Consider the following 14,586-nt stretch of genomic DNA (forward strand, 5'->3'; position numbering starts at 1 on the left):
CATCAAACCTCTGGCAAGGTCGAGCCGCCATCGACCACCAGCGTCTGTCCGGTGATGTAAGTTGCCAGATCCGATGCTAGAAACAGCATGGCTCCGGCAATATCCGCCGCCTTGCCAAGCCGTCCCAGGGGCACTCGACTGGCGATATTTTCGTTCAGTTGGTCGTCCCCCAGATTGCCCATGGCTGGCGTCGCGATCATGCCCGGCTCGACGCCATTGACCCGCACGTTGTGTCCGGCCAGTTCCAGTGCCGCGTTGCGGATGAAACCGTTGACCCCGGCTTTTGATGCCGCGTAATGACTCAGCCCCGGATAAGCCACTTTTGGGCCGGTAACTGACGAAGTGACCAGCACACAACCACCGCCCTGACGGTGAAACATCGGCAAGGCCGCCTGGGTCAGCCAGAACAATGCCGAGAGATTGACCGCCAGGGTGCGCTCGAGAATGGATGGCGTGATGTCGGCAAACGGTGTCAGCGGAAAATACCCGGCGTTGTGCACCAGAATATCGAGCCGACCCCAGCGTTGCTCCAGTGCCCGGACCATGTCGAACACTGCCGTGGCATCGGCCAGATCGACGCCCACAGCTTCGACCTGACACGTCTGCCCGGACAATTCGCTGGCCAGTGCCTGAGCCTGTGACAGTTGCAGGTCGGCGATTACCACTCGCGCACCGCGCCAGGCGAAGGCTTCGACGATCGCCCGGCCAATGCCTTGGGCGCCGCCGGTCACCAGTACGGTTTTACCGCTGAAATCCAGGTCATCAGGCATGAGACGGCTCCATGTGGGTGTAGGCCAGGGTCGGCACATCGACGATGCTCGAGCCGCCGTCGGCCACCACGGTTGCGCCCGTGATAATCGACGCTTCGCTAGAGGCCAGGAAGCGGCAAACCCTGGCAATTTCCTCGGCGCTGGCCGGTCGTCGCAACGGCACGTCGGCGCAGACCCGGTCATAGGCTTGCTGCAGCGTTTCGCCATAAAAGTCCATCAGCGGCTGCATCTCCTGATCGGCCATGGGCGTGCGCACCCAGCCCGGGCAGACGGCGTTCACTCGTACACCGCGCGGGCCGTAATCCCTGGCCAGCGAGCGGTTGAGGCCGAGCAGCGCGTGCTTGGCCGTGGTGTAGCCGCAGACTTCGGGCCCCGCCGCTAGCGAGGCGATGGAACCGATCAGCACGATGCTGCCGGTACTCTCCAGCAGCAGAGGCAGGCAGGCCCGGGCACTGTAGAAGGCGCTGTCCAGGTTGCTGCGCAACGCTGCTTCCCAAGTCTGCGGGCTGGTGTCGGTGGCGCTGCCCAGGCCAAGGCCGCCGGCACAGGCCAGCAGTACATCAAGGCGCCCGTAGCGCTGACGAATCTGTGCCACGAATCCTTCCCAGGTGTCCGGGCAGGCGGCATCGCCGACCAAAACCAGCCCGCCGGTTTCCCGGGCAATTTGCTCCAGGGGCTCGCGGCGGCGGCCGATCAACACCAGATTGACGCCTTCGGCTGCGTACAGCCGGGCACAGGCAGCACCGATGCCCGTCCCGGCACCGGTGATTGCAACGGTACGTGGCTCAGGCATTGGGATACTCCGTCCGGTTGAGAACCTGGCAGTAAGAGCTGACCGGAAAGTTCGACAGTTCATCGAAGGACGACCCGGCATAACCGAAGATCTTGCCGTCGCTGCGGTGCTGTTGCAGATCGATCAGCACCAGGCCGAGGGTCGGGATGATCTTTTCGCGCCAGACGAACAGGTACAGCTGATCGGCGATCTTGTAGTAGTGACAACGGTCGGTGTCGCACAGGCCTTGCTCGACGCCCTTGAGGCACTGCCAGGAATAGAACTGATCGTTGAGGTAGATGTGTTCGTAGACTTCACTTGGGCTGTAGCGATACAGGTTGCGCAGGCCGCTCAGTTCGCTGGTCGGTGCGTGAGGGCATTGGCCTTCCTGCCACGGACGATCAAGGCTGCCATGCAAAAACTCGACTTCGACCGAGGTCAGGTGCTTGCCCGCCAGCGCACGGCTGTAGAGGCCTTCACGGGTTTGCTCCTGGGTCGGCATGCGGCCGATCACGGCGGTGAATGCAGCGCTAACGGTGTCGAGCACCAGGCTGATCGACCAGGCTTGACCACCTTCGTGCTTGATGAAGTCCACCAGGTACAGACCTGGACGCACTGAGGTGGCTCGATAGTTTGCAGTGCCTGTGGAGTGCCCATCGGCAGCGGTCCAGGATAGGGCTTCGGTGTCGAAACGATGTTCGATCTGCCAGCCATTGGCGAAGTTCAGCGTGAAGGCCTTGCCGTTCAGGTCGGCCAGGTTCGGCAGGATGAAGGCTTCAGGGGCGAAGCCGTCGGCCAGGGCGCCAACGGTGATCCAGTCGGATGATGTTGTCATTGCAATGCTCCAGTTGAGTGAAATAACAATCTGGAGCATGCGGTTCGCAAACAAGCTCGCCTATCAACCGGATGGTTGAGCCGGGCTAAAAAATCAGAGCTGGAGAAACAGGGTTCCGACCAGCTCGGTGCGGCTGCTGACGCCGGTCTTGCGAAACAGGTTGATCAGGTGGGTCTTGATGGTCGGCAGACCGACTTTCAGTTCCAGGGCCAGTTGCTTGTTGCTGGCGCCCTGGCGCAGTAACAACGCGATCTGCCGCTCCTTGGGCGTCAGGCCGGTCAGCGGATCTTCGCAGGGCTGTATGTTCGCGACGGCGAGTTGCAGCAGGGACTGCAAGGCATTGAGCTGGGCCAGTTGGTCGGTGGTGAAGGCGCCTTGTTCGGCGGTGCGTAACATCGAGATCGCGGCCTGAGGCTGGCCGGCGCGATGGGCGAGGATTTCCACCACATCGACAATGCCATAGCGCTGCAGAAAGTCCCGATAGCGCCGACTGTCCCGTGTCGGCTGTCGGGCCATGGCAAAACCCAGAGGCACCACGGCTCGCCCGCTGGACAGGCAATTTCGCGGTTGCAAAGGGTCGAACCGACGGTAGTTGTCCAGATAGTCGCGATGCATCTCATCGCTCATGCAATGCAGCCGGAAGTCACGGGCTTGCAGTTGCCGGTCGACACAGTAGAACGCCGCCTGACTGGCAGGTACGAGTTGAGTGAAAGCTTGCAGGCAATGGCCGGCGATTTCCTGGGTGGGGAGGGCATTCATGTTCGGTACCTCGCCAAGGGGCTACCGGCTGTTCGCCGGCAACCCGAATCGGTCAAGCGACAGCGAAGTAGTGTTTGACGAAACTTTCGCTGACCACTTCCCACAGCACGGGAGTGCCTTTGGTCACGAACCAGCTGTCGCCGGCCTTGTAGCGAGCACTCTGGCCGGTGGATTCGTTGGTCAGGACCACTTCGCCGGTAACCACCGTAGCTTGTTCGGCGAACGGATAGACCATGCGGAACTTGCCCTGGGTGGTGCCGAAATAGGCACTGCTGACCGGGTCGGTCGGTGCGCCGAAAGTCATTTTGCCGAAGGCTTTGACTTCGCCTTCGAGGATTTCCGAGCCGAGGTCGGCAACGGAGCCCCAGGCGTCCAGTTCGGACAGCTGGATGTCTTTCTTGAGGGTGGTAAGGGTCATGGCAGTTGCTCCTGATGAGTAAAAAAACAGAAAAGGGAAGAGCGCCTTGGCAGTTACCGACGCCCGTTCCAATAACCTGACAGCTGGTGCCAGGACTTGCCGGCGGTCAGCAACAGTGGGCGAAACGCATCTTTGCCAAGGATGGTAGGGCGGTGGATCGAGCTGACCAGGTCATAGCGCGCCGAGCCTTCACTCATGCCTTCGGCCAGCACCTTGCAGATGATGTGGCTGGGGGTGACGCCGAAGCCCGAATAGCCCTGAACGAAGAAGGCGTTGCTGCGACCGGGCAGGGTGCCGATCTGCGGGAACAGATTCGGGCTGCAGGCCATCGGACCGCCCCAGGCCAGATCGATTTTCACGTCCTTGAGGTACGGGAAAATCTTCAGCATCAGGTTGCGGTTCCAGGCTTTCAGGTCCAGGGGAATGTGCTCGACCAGCGGTGTGGCCGCACCGAACAACAGACGGTTTTCGTTGGTGACGCGGTAGTAGTCGATCACCGGACGAATGTCGCTGTAGGCGCCGCGAATCGGGCTGATGCGGTTGATCAACTCGTCCGACAGTGGCTCGGTCATCATCTGGAAAGCGTAAGTGTTTATGGTCGAGCGGTGCAGCTCAGGTTCCAGCTTGTTGAGGAAACTGTCGCAGGCCCACAGAAGCTTGCTGGCCTTTACTGAACCACGGCCGGTGCGCACGGTGATGCGCTCGCCATAGCTGACTTCCAGCGCTGGACTGTTCTCGAAAATCCGCACGCCGTGCCCAACCAGTGCCTTGGCTTCACCGAGTAGCAGGTTCAACGAATGGACGTGACCGCCGCCCATGTGCAGCAATGCGCTGCTGTAGGCATCGGAGCCGATGATTTGCTTGACGTCCGAACCACCGAGAAAGCGAATCTCGTGTTTGCTGTTGATCGATTTGAAGTCTTTTTCCCAGGCGCGCAGGGTCTTTTCCTGGCGAGCGTTGAAGCCCATGTAGCCGTAGCCGTGGCAGAAGTCGGCATCGATGTTGTACTTGGCGATGCGGTCCTTGATGATGTCCGCGCCCAGGTCGCTGATCTCGAAGACCTGGCGCAGACCGTCCTCACCCACGTCCTTCTTGATCTTCTCCAGGTCGTGACCGATGCCGGCCATGATCTGCCCTCCATTGCGCCCGGTGCCACCGAAACCCAGGTAACGCGCCTCCAGCACAACGATGTTGGTGATGCCTTTTTCGGCGAGCTCAAGCGCGGTATTGATGCCGGAGAAACCACCGCCAATGACCACAACGTCGGCTTCCACATCCTGTTCCAGGGTCGGGAAGCTGAGATTGTATTTTTTGGTGGCCGTGTAATAGGTGGGCGTTTCGATATTGATCATGGCGCAGCCTGAAAAAGTGAAGAAAAACTCAACGCAGGGCCTTTGATTAGCTCTGTACCGGATGACTCCTATTAAGAGCCTTGGCTCGGTGGATGTCTTGATTCTCTATGCCGGGATTTTTGATTCAGCGCGCCAGAAGGCCTTTGCGATAAGAAGTTATGGCGCGTTCGGGAGGACAGGATGATAGAGTTTCGTTAAATTATTAACTAAATCAACCGTGATCCTGACTCCGATGCTCAAACCCCGGCAATCCCTGACCTTGACCCTGCTGCAAGCACGTGAAGCAGCCATGAGTTTTTTTCGTCCCTCGCTCAACCAGCACGGGTTGACTGAACAACAGTGGCGGGTTATCCGCATTCTCAGTCAGCACGGGGAGCTGGAAATCTACCGGCTGGCGGAACTGGCGTGCATCCTCAAACCGAGCATGACCGGTGTGCTGGTGCGCATGGAGGCGGCCGGCATGGTCCATCGGCGCAAGGCCGAGCAGGACCAGCGACGGGTGCTGGTGACCCTGGCCGAAAAGGGCGAGGCGTGCTTTGAGTCCATGAGCCAGTGCATGGAAGAGAACTACCAACGGTTGCAGGCACAGTTGGGAGAGGAGAAGTTGCAGACGTTGCTCGGGCTGCTCAACGAGTTGAAGACCATCAAGCGCTGACAATATCGGAGCGATTTCGCGAGCGAGCTTGCTCGCGAAATCGAATGACGCGTTGTACAGAGATTATTTGATGCTCAGGCACATGTACTTCTGCTCGATGTAATCATCGATCCCATACTTGGAACCTTCGCGGCCCAACCCTGACTGCTTTATCCCGCCGAACGGCGCCACTTCGGTGGAGATCAGTCCTTCGTTGACTCCGACCATGCCGTACTCCAGCGCCTCGCTGACGCGCCAGGCCCGGCCCAGGTCGCGGGTGTAGACATAGGACGCCAGACCGAACTCGGTATCGTTGGCCATGGCGATTGCCTCGGCTTCGGTGTCGAAACGGAACAGCGGTGCCAGCGGGCCGAAGGTCTCATCCCGGGCCACCAGCATGGCCGGGGTGACGTCGCCGAGGACCGTGGGCTCGAAGAAGTTGCCACCCAGTGCGTGGGGTTTGCCGCCGGCCAGCAGCGTCGCGCCCTGGGCCAGTGCGTCGTTGATGTGTTCCTCGACCTTGGCCACCGCCTTGGCGTTGATCAGCGGCCCTTGTTGCGCGCCTTCGGTTTCGGCCCGGGCGACCTTGAGGGTGTTGACCGCCAGCACCAGGCGGCGGGCGAACTCGTCATAGACACTGTTTTGTACCAGCAAGCGGTTGGTACAGACACAGGTCTGGCCGCTGTTGCGGAATTTCGAGCCGATCGCACCTTCCACGGCGGCATCCAGGTCGGCGTCTTCGAAGATGATAAACGGCGCGTTACCGCCCAGTTCCAGGCTGACTTTCTTGATGGTTTGCGCACACTGGGCCATCAGCAATTTGCCGATGCCGGTGGAGCCGGTGAACGAGAGTTTTTGCACTGCCGGGTTACCCGTCAGCTCTGCACCGATTTCCCGGGAGCGGGTGCCGGTGACGACGTTCAGCACACCCGCCGGAATGCCGGCGCGTTCGCCGAGTTCAGCCAGGGCCAAAGCCGACAATGGGGTTTCTGAAGCCGGTTTAAGCACCACGGTGCAACCGGCGGCCAGCGCTGGACCAACCTTGCGGGTGATCATTGCATTGGGAAAATTCCACGGTGTGATGGCCGCCACCACCCCGATGGCTTGCTTGATCACCACCAGCCGCCGACCTTGCTTGTCATGAGGAATCACATCGCCGTAGACCCGCTTGGCCTCTTCGGCGAACCACTCGATAAAGCTCGCGCCATAGGCAACTTCGCCACGACTCTCGGCCAGCGGTTTGCCTTGTTCCCAACTGAGCAGGCGGGCCAGGTCTTCCTGATGGGCCATGATCAGCTCGAACCATGTGCGCAATACCTTGCTGCGATCCTTGGCGGTTTTGCCGCGCCAGGCGGGCAGGGCGGCCTGGGCCGCGGCGATGGCGCGGGCGGTTTCGGCTTGGCCGAGGGAGCTGATTTGGGCGATGACTTCGCCATCCGCCGGGTTGGTCACCGCGAAGCGTGAACCGTCATCGGCGTCGACCCATTGGCCATTGATGTAAGCCTGCTCGCGCAGCAGTTTCAAATCGTTAAGTTTCATCGGGCTTCTCGAAAAATCAGTACACGCCGCCGGAGCTGGTGGGCACCGGAGCATCTTTGAATTTGCCGGCGAGGGTTTGCAGGCCACGCATCAGCACGGTGGTGTCGACACCCACGGCAACGAATGCCGCGCCCAACTCGATATAGCGCCGGGCGAGTGTCTCGTCGGCGCTGAGAATGCCTGCGGCCTTGCCGGCCTTCTGAATCCGCACGATGGCGTCCTCGATGGCCGCCTGCACCTCGGGATGCCCCGGATTGCCGCGATGGCCCATGGACGCGCTCAAATCCGCCGGGCCGATAAACACCCCGTCCACGCCCTCGACCGCCGCAATGGCATCCAGGTTGACCAGGCCTTCGCGGTTCTCGATCTGTACCAGCAGGCACATTTGTTCATCCGCTTTGTCGAGGTAACCGGGAATGCTGTTCCAGCGTGACGCACGGGCCAGCGCACTGCCGACACCGCGTATGCCCTGGGGCGGATAGTGAATCGCACGCACCAGTTCCCGTGCCTGTTCGGCACTTTCAACCATCGGCACCAGCAGGGTCTGGGCGCCGATATCCAACACCTGCTTGATCAGCGCGATATCGCCGATCACCGGGCGTATCACCGGATGACTGGGGTAGGGCGCCACTGCCTGAAGCTGGCCGAGCAACCCGCGAAGATCATTGGGTGCATGTTCGCCGTCGATCAGCAGCCAATCGAAACCGGCATTGGCTGCCAGCTCGGCACAGTAGGCGTCGGCCAGACCGAGCCAGAGGCCTATCTGAGCTTCGCCGCTTTTGAGGCGTTGTTTGAAACGGTTGATGGGCATGTCCATGGAACAGTCCTCCAGGGATCAAACAAAGCGGCAGGAGATGGAACCCAGCATGTCGTAATCGACATGGAAGGTATCACCGGGGTCGGCCGCCACCGGGCGGGTGAAGGAGCCGCCGAGAATGATTTGGCCCGCTTCCAGGGTGACGTCGTAGGCGGCCAGTTTGTTCGCCAGCCAGGCCACGCCTTTGGCCGGATGATTGAGCACGGCGGCCGACACCCCGGACTCCTCGATCACGCCGTTGCGGTAGAGCACCGCAGGCACCTTGCGCAGGTCGATCTCGGTCGGCCGCACGGCACGACCGCCCATGACCACGCCAGCGTTGGCGGCGTTGTCGGAAATGGTGTCGAACACCTTGCGTGTCGCCTTGGTCTGCGGGTCGATTTGCTGAATTCGCGCATCGATGATTTCCAGCGCCGGGATCACCCATTCAGTGGCGTCGAGCACGTCGAAGATCGTGCAGTTCGGACCTTTGAGCGGCTTGCCAAGGATGAACGCCAGCTCCACTTCCACCCGCGGCACGATGAAGCGCTCGAACGGAATGTCCGTGCCCTCGTCGAAGAACATGTCATCGAGCAAGGCACCAAAGTCCGGCTCGGTGATGTTCGAGGACACTTGCATGGCCCGCGAGGTCAGACCGATCTTGTGCCCGACCAGTTTGCGCCCGTCCTTGATTTTCTGGGCGACCCAGGCGCGCTGGATGGCATACGCGTCTTCGATGGTGATAGCCGGGTGATCGAGGGAAAATTGCCGGACCTGCTCCCTGGAGCGTTCAGCCCGATCCAGTTGTGCGGCGGCGTGAAGGATTTGCTGTTGATCGAGCATGACGAAGATCTCTTATTGTGGATTGACGATGGCCGCATTGGTGCGCAGCACCAGGAAGCCGCCGAGAGCGATTAACAGCGCCAGGACATACAGGGCCAGGCTGGCGCTCTGAGTGGTGTCGCGCATCCAGCCGATCAGGTAAGGCGCGAGGAACGAGGCGATGCTGCCGAACGAGCTGATCAGGGCAATGCCGGCGGCTTGTGTGCAGTTGGAGAGAAAGGCCGGAGGCAGTTGCCAGAACATCGGCAACGCGGCGCTGGCACCCATGCCTGCGACGGTCAAGCCGCCCATCACCAACAGCGGGTTGCCCGGCGCCAGGCCCGCCACTGCGATACCGGCGGCGGCCATCAGTAGCGGCACACACAGGTGCCAGCGGCGTTCGCGGTTACGGTCCGACGAGCGTCCGCAGCCGATCATGAAGAAACACCCGGCCAGATAGGGCACTGCACTGAGCAGGCCTACCTTGCCGTCGCTGCCAATTCCCGCGCCGTGGATCAGTGTTGGCATCCAGAAGGCCAGGGTGTTGACCGCCAGCATCACCGCAAAATAGATCGCCACCAGCAGCCAGACCTGCGGGTCGCGCACAATCCCACCGAAGGAGGTGATGGATTTACGCTGTTCTTCGCTGCTCAGTTGCGCGCGCAGTTGCTGTTTCTGCGCCGGGTTCAGCCACTTCACGACTTCGAAGTTATCCGGCAAACACTTGAGCACCACCAGGCCCAGCAAGACCACCGGCGCCCCTTCGATCAGGAACATCCACTGCCAGCCGCGCAGTCCACCGAAGTCATGGAGGTTTTCCAGAATCGCCCCGGACAGCGGTCCGCCGATGACTCCGGCCATCGGCACGGCAATGGCAAACAGCGCGGTGACTTGAGCCCGGCGCCGGGCCGGGTACCAGCGATTGAGGAACACCAGGATCCCGGGAAAGAAGCCGGCTTCGGCTACGCCCAGCAAAAAGCGCAGGACATAGAAACCGCTGGAGCTTTCGACCCACAACATGCTGGCAGAAAGTACGCCCCAGACCACCATCAGGCTGGCGATCCAACGCCGTGGTCCGACCCGGTCAAGGGCCATGTTGCTCGGTACCCCGAACAGCGCGTAGGCAATGAAGAACAGTCCGGCTCCGAAGCCGTAGACGGTGTCGCTGAAGTGCAGGTCGGTACTCATCTGCATCTTGGCGAAGCCGATGTTGATCCGGTCCAGATGGGCGAACAGGTAACAGATCAACAGCAATGGCATCAGGCGCCAGGTAACGGTGCTGTGGGTTCGATCGTGCTCGGCAAGGGTGATGCTGTCAGCGGTATTGGCTGTGCTCATGATGTTGTACTTTTTGTTTGAGTGGCCGTTGGCGGAAGGAGGGCGTGAATCAGCCCGCCTGGTTCTTCAAGAAGGCATGCACGTTGTTCTGCTTGAAATTCAGTTCGGGGTGCAGCTCGATCATCTCGAACGACAGCGCCAGCAAGCGTTGCGACTGCAGCTCGGCGAAGTGCTCGGTGATTACGTTGAACAGTGTTTGTGCGACTGTCTGCCGGGTCGGCAGATCTCGTCCGTGACCGACCTTGAGGGTCATATGGACGAAGGCGTAATCGTGCTTGCCATCCGCCATGCGCCAGGTGTCCAGGCGCACTCCACGACTGCGGATGCCGCCCAGGGGGAACACGCCGCTGTCGCCGAGGGAGGCGTGGACTTTTTCGAACAGGCTGGGCAAGTCGGCTTGTTGTTCGATGTTGTCGGTGTATTCAGCAATGAAATGAGGCATGTGAGTCTCCCGTAACGTTGATGTTTCGCATCGCGTAGCAGCTGTCGAGCGGAGCGAGGCAGCGTCCGGCTGCGAAGCAGTCGTAACCTCATACACCTCTGTGTTTCAGGTAAATCGAGAGCACCGGTTTTACGAGGACTACGTCCTCGGACGCCGCCTCGCTCCGCTCGACAGCTGCTACGCCAGTTCCTGTCTGGTACCTCAGAGAGGGAAAATGGCGTTGATCTGGCCAGTGCCTGAACTGCCGAAGGGCTCGGTCAGTACTTCCACCGGTTTGTTGTACTCGGGCCCGCCCAGCAGTCCAAGGAGCATCGCGGTGTCGTGCATCTTGCCTTCGCCGAAGCAATGCTCGGCGTAGTCCGGGAGCATTGCGCAGAACTCCTTGAAGCGACCTTGCTTCCACATCTCGACCACGTGCAGGTCCATCTGCTTGTCGAATTCACGGGTCCAGTTGTGAATGTTGGCTTCGGCTTCGCGGTCGTCGGAGAAACGGTGGGACAGCGAGCCGGAGGCCAGTACCAGCACCTTGCGGTCGCTCTTCTCGATGGCCCGGCGCACGGCGGCGCCGAAGGCGAAGCTGTCTTCCAGGCGATGCCAGGCGCACCAGGCGGCGATGGAGATCACGTCAAACTTCTGCTCGTCCGGGACGCCCATGTGCATGTAGCGCATAGGTACCAGAGTGCCGTATTCCAACTCCAGGCTCGGGATGTTATGGGCCATGGTGCGCACTCCGGCCTGATTGGCCTCGGTGGCGATCAGCTCGCCCAACGCTGGGCAACCCGGGTACTCGTACTCCATGTTCTTGATGAAGTGCGGCAGTTCGTTGCTGGTGTAGATGCCCTTGAAATGCTCGCCGCAGTTGACGTGATAGCCGCTGTTGACCAACCAGTGCACGTCGAACACCACGGCGGTGTCGGCACCGAGCTCGCGGGCGCGACGGCCGATTTCCTTGTGTCCGGCAATTGCCGCCTCGCGACAACCGTGATGCTTGCCGGGCAGTTCCGACAGGTACATCGAGGGTACATGGCAGATTTTCGCGGCCAGGACGACTTCGCCCATGATGATTCTCCTGAAATTGTTGTTATTCGATTCAATCTGGTGGCCAGTGAAGGCTGCGATGAGCCGATGCGCGGCCCATCGCTGCCTTCAGCAGCGACCATCGGCTGTTCAGAGACCCCAACGCGGGATGTGATGACTGCCCATGGAAATGCAGATGTTCTTGATTTCGGCGAACACCTCAAAGCTGTACTGGCCGCCTTCGCGTCCGGTACCGGAACCTTTCACACCACCGAACGGCTGACGCAAGTCCCGCACGTTCTGACTGTTGATGAACACCATGCCGGCTTCGATGCCGTAGGCCAGGCGATGGGCCTTGCCGATGTCCTGGGTCCAGATGTAAGACGCCAGGCCATACTCGGTATCGTTGGCCAGTTGCAGGGCCTCGGCTTCGTCCTTGAACGGAATCAGGCACACCACCGGACCGAAGATCTCTTCCTGGGCGATACGCATCTTGTTGTTCACGTCGGCGAACACCGTCGGCTGAATGAACTGGCCTTTACTCAGGTGCGCCGGCAAGTTGGCCGGACGTTCCAGACCACCGGCGAGGAGGGTGGCGCCTTCCTCGATGCCGATCTTGATGTAGCCAGTGACCTTGTCGTAGTGGGCCTGAGTGATCATCGAGCCGACCTGAGTCTTCGGGTCCTGTGGATCGCCGACGATCAAGCGTTTGGCGCGGGCAGCAAACTCGGCGACGAACTGAGGGTAAACGCTTTCCTGAATGAAGATCCGGCTACCAGCGGTGCAGCGTTCGCCGTTCAGCGAGAAGATGGTGAACAGTGCGGCGTCGAGGGCGCGCTCCAGGTCCGCATCTTCAAAGATCAGCACCGGTGACTTGCCGCCGAGTTCCATGGAGTATTTTTTGAGGCCGGCGGTCTGCATGATTTTCTTGCCGGTGGCGGTACCTCCGGTGAACGAAATTGCGCGCACATCCGGGTGCCGAACCAGTGCGTCACCGGCGGTGGCGCCGTAACCCTGGATGACGTTGAGCACGCCATTGGGAATGCCAGCCTCAACAGCCAGACGACCGAGTTCGTTGGCTGTCAGCGGGGACAGCTCGGACATCTTCAGCACCGCAGTATTGCCCAGTGCCAGGCACGGCGCGGTTTTCCAGGTGGCAGTCATGAACGGCACGTTCCACGGTGACACCAGACCGCAAACACCCACCGGCTGATACAGGGTGTAGTTGAGCATCTGGTCGTCGACGGGGTAAGAGTGACCGTCCATGCGGGTGCAGACTTCGGCGAAGAAATCGAAGTTGTGCGAAGCGCGGGGGATCAACACATTTTTGGTCTGATGGATCGGAAGGCCCGTGTCCAGCGTTTCCAGTTCGGCCAGACGCGGGACATTCTGCTCGATCAGCTCACCGAGCTTGCGCATCAGTCGGGCACGTTCCTTGGCTGGCGTATTAGCCCACTTGGGGAAGGCTTCCTTGGCCGCGGCTACGGCCTGAGCGACTTCTTCGGCGCCGCCGCTGGCGATTTCACCGATGGCTTCGCCGGTGGCCGGGTTGTAGTTGACGAAAACGTCTTTGCTTTCGACCTCACGGCCGTTGATCCAGTGTTTGATCATGCTGCTCAAGCCTCTTTACGGGCGGAGAAAAATTCCGCTTCGCTAACAATTCGATTAACCAGGCGACCCACGCCTTCCACTTCCACAATCACTTCATCGCCGGGAACCACATCGGCCAGACCTTCCGGCGTGCCCGTAGCGATCATGTCGCCGGGCTGCAAGGTCATGAAGCTGGACAGGTATTCGATCAGGTAAGGGATGTCGAAAATCATGTCGGAGGTCGAGCCTTCCTGACGTAACTCACCGTTGATCCAGGTGCGCAGTTTCAGGTTGCTCGGGTCCGGCACGTCGGCGACGTCGACGATCCACGGACCGACCGGCGTCGTGGCATCGCGGTTCTTCACCCGCAGGTTGGGCCGGTAGTAATTTTCCAGGTAGTCACGGATCGCGTAGTCGTTGCACACCGTGTAGCCGGCCAGGTACTGGAGGGCGTCTTCACGCTTGACGTTACGCGCGGGCTTGCCGATGACGGCGACCAGTTCGCACTCGTAGTGCATATAGGCGACGTTGTCCGGGCGCCATGTAGCCTGGTTATGGCCGGTGTAGGTGCCCGGGGACTTGATGAACGCCAGGGGCTCGGTGGGCGGCTTGAAGGCCAACTCGGCGGCGTGGTCGGCGTAGTTCAGGCCCAGGGCGAACATGCTGCCGGTGGCCGGTGGCAGCCATTGCACTTGTTCTTCGGCCAGCAGGCGGCCGTCGGCCAGGCGCACGGCGTTGTGCTCTTCGACATGGACGAGGTGGACTTCACCTTCAAAGCGGATACGGGCGTGTTTCATGGAAGCTCCTGTTACTCGGCCACGATGTGGTTGACGAGGCGGCCCAGGCCGCTGATTTCGACTTCGACGGTGTCACCGGGCTGGACATCGACACGGCCTTCAGGGGTGCCGGTGATCAGCACATCGCCTTCGTGGAGGGTCATGAATTCGCTGATTTCGGCGATCAACTGGGGAATGCTGCGGACAAAGTTGGCCGTGGAGTTTTCCTGGCGCAGTTCACCGTTGACGAACAGTTTCAGACTCAACTGATGCGGATCGGCGAGCTGGTCACGGCCCACCAATTCCGGGCCCAGCGAGCAGAAGCCGTCACGACACTTGGCTTTCACCGCCGGGCGGTAGTAGCTGTCTTCCGGCAGGCTGAACTCGTTGACGATGGTGTAGCCGGCCACATGTTCCAGCGCATTCTCGATGCTGACCCGGCTGGCGCTTTTACCGATCACCACACCCAGTGCAGGCCCCGGTTGCAGGCGTTCACCTTGCGGATGAATCACCGCGCGGTCATGGCCATTGCGGGTGTTGGGCGTCTTGATGAACAGCACCGGTTTAACCGGCGGTTTCTGGTAAGGCGCTTGCCCGAATTCGGCGATACGTTGGTTCAGCAACCCTTGATAGTTCAGCGCAACGCCGAACAGGGTGCCGTTCGCAACATCATGCAGGGCACGGCTCATGCTTTTCTCCTGGCAGTGGCGGAGCAGTGACTGCTTC

General features: G+C 60.6%; 16 protein-coding genes. 1 reads left to right on the forward strand and 15 read right to left on the reverse strand.

From position 1 onward, the window contains the following. Positions 1 to 2: 2 nt before the first annotated feature. The 6 genes from FFH90_RS13915 to FFH90_RS13940 form a co-directional block, all read right to left on the reverse strand. On the reverse strand, positions 3 to 770 hold the full coding sequence (locus FFH90_RS13915; protein WP_111454930.1) for an SDR family oxidoreductase: 768 nt from the start codon (positions 768 to 770) through the stop codon (positions 3 to 5). Next, positions 763 to 1,563 carry an SDR family NAD(P)-dependent oxidoreductase gene (locus FFH90_RS13920; RefSeq protein ID WP_138867377.1) on the reverse strand — a complete coding sequence of 267 codons (801 nt, stop codon included), beginning with the start codon at positions 1,561 to 1,563 and terminating at the stop codon, positions 763 to 765. The genes FFH90_RS13915 and FFH90_RS13920 overlap by 8 nt, the downstream gene beginning before the upstream one ends. Continuing rightward, positions 1,556 to 2,377, reverse strand: coding sequence for a molybdenum cofactor biosynthesis F family protein (locus FFH90_RS13925; RefSeq protein ID WP_138867378.1), 822 nt, complete (start codon positions 2,375 to 2,377; stop codon positions 1,556 to 1,558). The genes FFH90_RS13920 and FFH90_RS13925 overlap by 8 nt, the downstream gene beginning before the upstream one ends. A gap of 93 nt (positions 2,378 to 2,470) precedes the next feature. Beyond that, complete coding sequence (locus tag FFH90_RS13930) at positions 2,471 to 3,136, reverse strand: LuxR C-terminal-related transcriptional regulator (RefSeq protein ID WP_018927912.1); 666 nt, start codon at positions 3,134 to 3,136, stop codon at positions 2,471 to 2,473. A gap of 52 nt (positions 3,137 to 3,188) precedes the next feature. Continuing rightward, positions 3,189 to 3,554 carry a cupin domain-containing protein gene (locus FFH90_RS13935; protein WP_018927913.1) on the reverse strand — a complete coding sequence of 122 codons (366 nt, stop codon included), beginning with the start codon at positions 3,552 to 3,554 and terminating at the stop codon, positions 3,189 to 3,191. Between the two features lie 53 nt (positions 3,555 to 3,607). Then, positions 3,608 to 4,906, reverse strand: coding sequence for an FAD-binding oxidoreductase (locus FFH90_RS13940; RefSeq protein ID WP_018927914.1), 1,299 nt, complete (start codon positions 4,904 to 4,906; stop codon positions 3,608 to 3,610). 232 nt (positions 4,907 to 5,138) lie between these two features. Here FFH90_RS13940 and hpaR point away from each other — a divergent pair, with 232 nt between their 5' ends. Continuing rightward, positions 5,139 to 5,561 carry a homoprotocatechuate degradation operon regulator HpaR gene (gene hpaR, locus FFH90_RS13945; RefSeq protein ID WP_064621252.1) on the forward strand — a complete coding sequence of 141 codons (423 nt, stop codon included), beginning with the start codon at positions 5,139 to 5,141 and terminating at the stop codon, positions 5,559 to 5,561. A gap of 63 nt (positions 5,562 to 5,624) precedes the next feature. On the opposite strand, the gene FFH90_RS13950 is transcribed toward hpaR, so the two are convergent. From FFH90_RS13950 to FFH90_RS13990, 9 genes are all read right to left on the reverse strand, one after another. Beyond that, the gene (locus tag FFH90_RS13950) at positions 5,625 to 7,079 is read right to left on the reverse strand and encodes an NAD-dependent succinate-semialdehyde dehydrogenase (protein WP_138867379.1); all 1,455 of its coding nucleotides are present in this window, start codon (positions 7,077 to 7,079) and stop codon (positions 5,625 to 5,627) included. A gap of 16 nt (positions 7,080 to 7,095) precedes the next feature. Continuing rightward, positions 7,096 to 7,896 (reverse strand): 4-hydroxy-2-oxoheptanedioate aldolase, encoded by an 801-nt coding sequence (hpaI, locus tag FFH90_RS13955; RefSeq protein WP_018927917.1) that lies wholly within the window; start codon positions 7,894 to 7,896, stop codon positions 7,096 to 7,098. Between the two features lie 18 nt (positions 7,897 to 7,914). Continuing rightward, positions 7,915 to 8,718, reverse strand: a complete 804-nt coding sequence (gene hpaH, locus FFH90_RS13960) for a 2-oxo-hept-4-ene-1,7-dioate hydratase (RefSeq protein ID WP_028940813.1) — start codon at positions 8,716 to 8,718, stop codon at positions 7,915 to 7,917. Between the two features lie 12 nt (positions 8,719 to 8,730). Continuing rightward, positions 8,731 to 10,035 (reverse strand): MFS transporter, encoded by a 1,305-nt coding sequence (locus FFH90_RS13965; protein ID WP_018927919.1) that lies wholly within the window; start codon positions 10,033 to 10,035, stop codon positions 8,731 to 8,733. 49 nt (positions 10,036 to 10,084) lie between these two features. Then, positions 10,085 to 10,477 carry a 5-carboxymethyl-2-hydroxymuconate isomerase gene (locus tag FFH90_RS13970; protein ID WP_018927920.1) on the reverse strand — a complete coding sequence of 131 codons (393 nt, stop codon included), beginning with the start codon at positions 10,475 to 10,477 and terminating at the stop codon, positions 10,085 to 10,087. A gap of 201 nt (positions 10,478 to 10,678) precedes the next feature. Further along, positions 10,679 to 11,536: a 3,4-dihydroxyphenylacetate 2,3-dioxygenase gene (hpaD, locus tag FFH90_RS13975; protein WP_138867380.1), complete on the reverse strand. Its 858-nt coding sequence runs from the start codon at positions 11,534 to 11,536 to the stop codon at positions 10,679 to 10,681. Between the two features lie 108 nt (positions 11,537 to 11,644). Next, positions 11,645 to 13,105, reverse strand: a complete 1,461-nt coding sequence (gene hpaE, locus FFH90_RS13980) for a 5-carboxymethyl-2-hydroxymuconate semialdehyde dehydrogenase (RefSeq protein WP_064617391.1) — start codon at positions 13,103 to 13,105, stop codon at positions 11,645 to 11,647. A 5-nt stretch (positions 13,106 to 13,110) separates the two neighbouring features. Then, a complete protein-coding gene (locus FFH90_RS13985; protein ID WP_018927923.1) occupies positions 13,111 to 13,881 on the reverse strand; it encodes a fumarylacetoacetate hydrolase family protein in 771 nt (256 codons plus the stop codon). Between the two features lie 11 nt (positions 13,882 to 13,892). Then, entirely contained in the window at positions 13,893 to 14,549 is a 657-nt protein-coding gene (locus FFH90_RS13990) for a fumarylacetoacetate hydrolase family protein (protein ID WP_028940811.1), read from the reverse strand. Positions 14,550 to 14,586 lie beyond the last annotated feature (37 nt).

This window comes from Pseudomonas sp. ATCC 43928, from assembly GCF_005938665.2.
In the GTDB taxonomy this organism is placed as follows: Bacteria; Pseudomonadota; Gammaproteobacteria; order Pseudomonadales; family Pseudomonadaceae; genus Aquipseudomonas.

Coding starts and splice junctions, on each gene's coding strand:
- hpaR (WP_064621252.1), top strand. CDS start 5,139: ATGCTCAAACCCCGGCAATCCCTGACCTTGACCCTGCTGCAAGCACGT.
- hpaI (WP_018927917.1), bottom strand. CDS start 7,896: ATGGACATGCCCATCAACCGTTTCAAACAACGCCTCAAAAGCGGCGAA.
- hpaH (WP_028940813.1), bottom strand. CDS start 8,718: ATGCTCGATCAACAGCAAATCCTTCACGCCGCCGCACAACTGGATCGG.
- hpaE (WP_064617391.1), bottom strand. CDS start 13,105: ATGATCAAACACTGGATCAACGGCCGTGAGGTCGAAAGCAAAGACGTT.
- FFH90_RS13930 (WP_018927912.1), bottom strand. CDS start 3,136: ATGAATGCCCTCCCCACCCAGGAAATCGCCGGCCATTGCCTGCAAGCT.
- FFH90_RS13990 (WP_028940811.1), bottom strand. CDS start 14,549: ATGAGCCGTGCCCTGCATGATGTTGCGAACGGCACCCTGTTCGGCGTT.
- FFH90_RS13950 (WP_138867379.1), bottom strand. CDS start 7,079: ATGAAACTTAACGATTTGAAACTGCTGCGCGAGCAGGCTTACATCAAT.
- FFH90_RS13970 (WP_018927920.1), bottom strand. CDS start 10,477: ATGCCTCATTTCATTGCTGAATACACCGACAACATCGAACAACAAGCC.
- FFH90_RS13965 (WP_018927919.1), bottom strand. CDS start 10,035: ATGAGCACAGCCAATACCGCTGACAGCATCACCCTTGCCGAGCACGAT.
- FFH90_RS13940 (WP_018927914.1), bottom strand. CDS start 4,906: ATGATCAATATCGAAACGCCCACCTATTACACGGCCACCAAAAAATAC.
- FFH90_RS13925 (WP_138867378.1), bottom strand. CDS start 2,377: ATGACAACATCATCCGACTGGATCACCGTTGGCGCCCTGGCCGACGGC.
- FFH90_RS13920 (WP_138867377.1), bottom strand. CDS start 1,563: ATGCCTGAGCCACGTACCGTTGCAATCACCGGTGCCGGGACGGGCATC.
- FFH90_RS13935 (WP_018927913.1), bottom strand. CDS start 3,554: ATGACCCTTACCACCCTCAAGAAAGACATCCAGCTGTCCGAACTGGAC.
- FFH90_RS13985 (WP_018927923.1), bottom strand. CDS start 13,881: ATGAAACACGCCCGTATCCGCTTTGAAGGTGAAGTCCACCTCGTCCAT.
- FFH90_RS13915 (WP_111454930.1), bottom strand. CDS start 770: ATGCCTGATGACCTGGATTTCAGCGGTAAAACCGTACTGGTGACCGGC.
- hpaD (WP_138867380.1), bottom strand. CDS start 11,536: ATGGGCGAAGTCGTCCTGGCCGCGAAAATCTGCCATGTACCCTCGATG.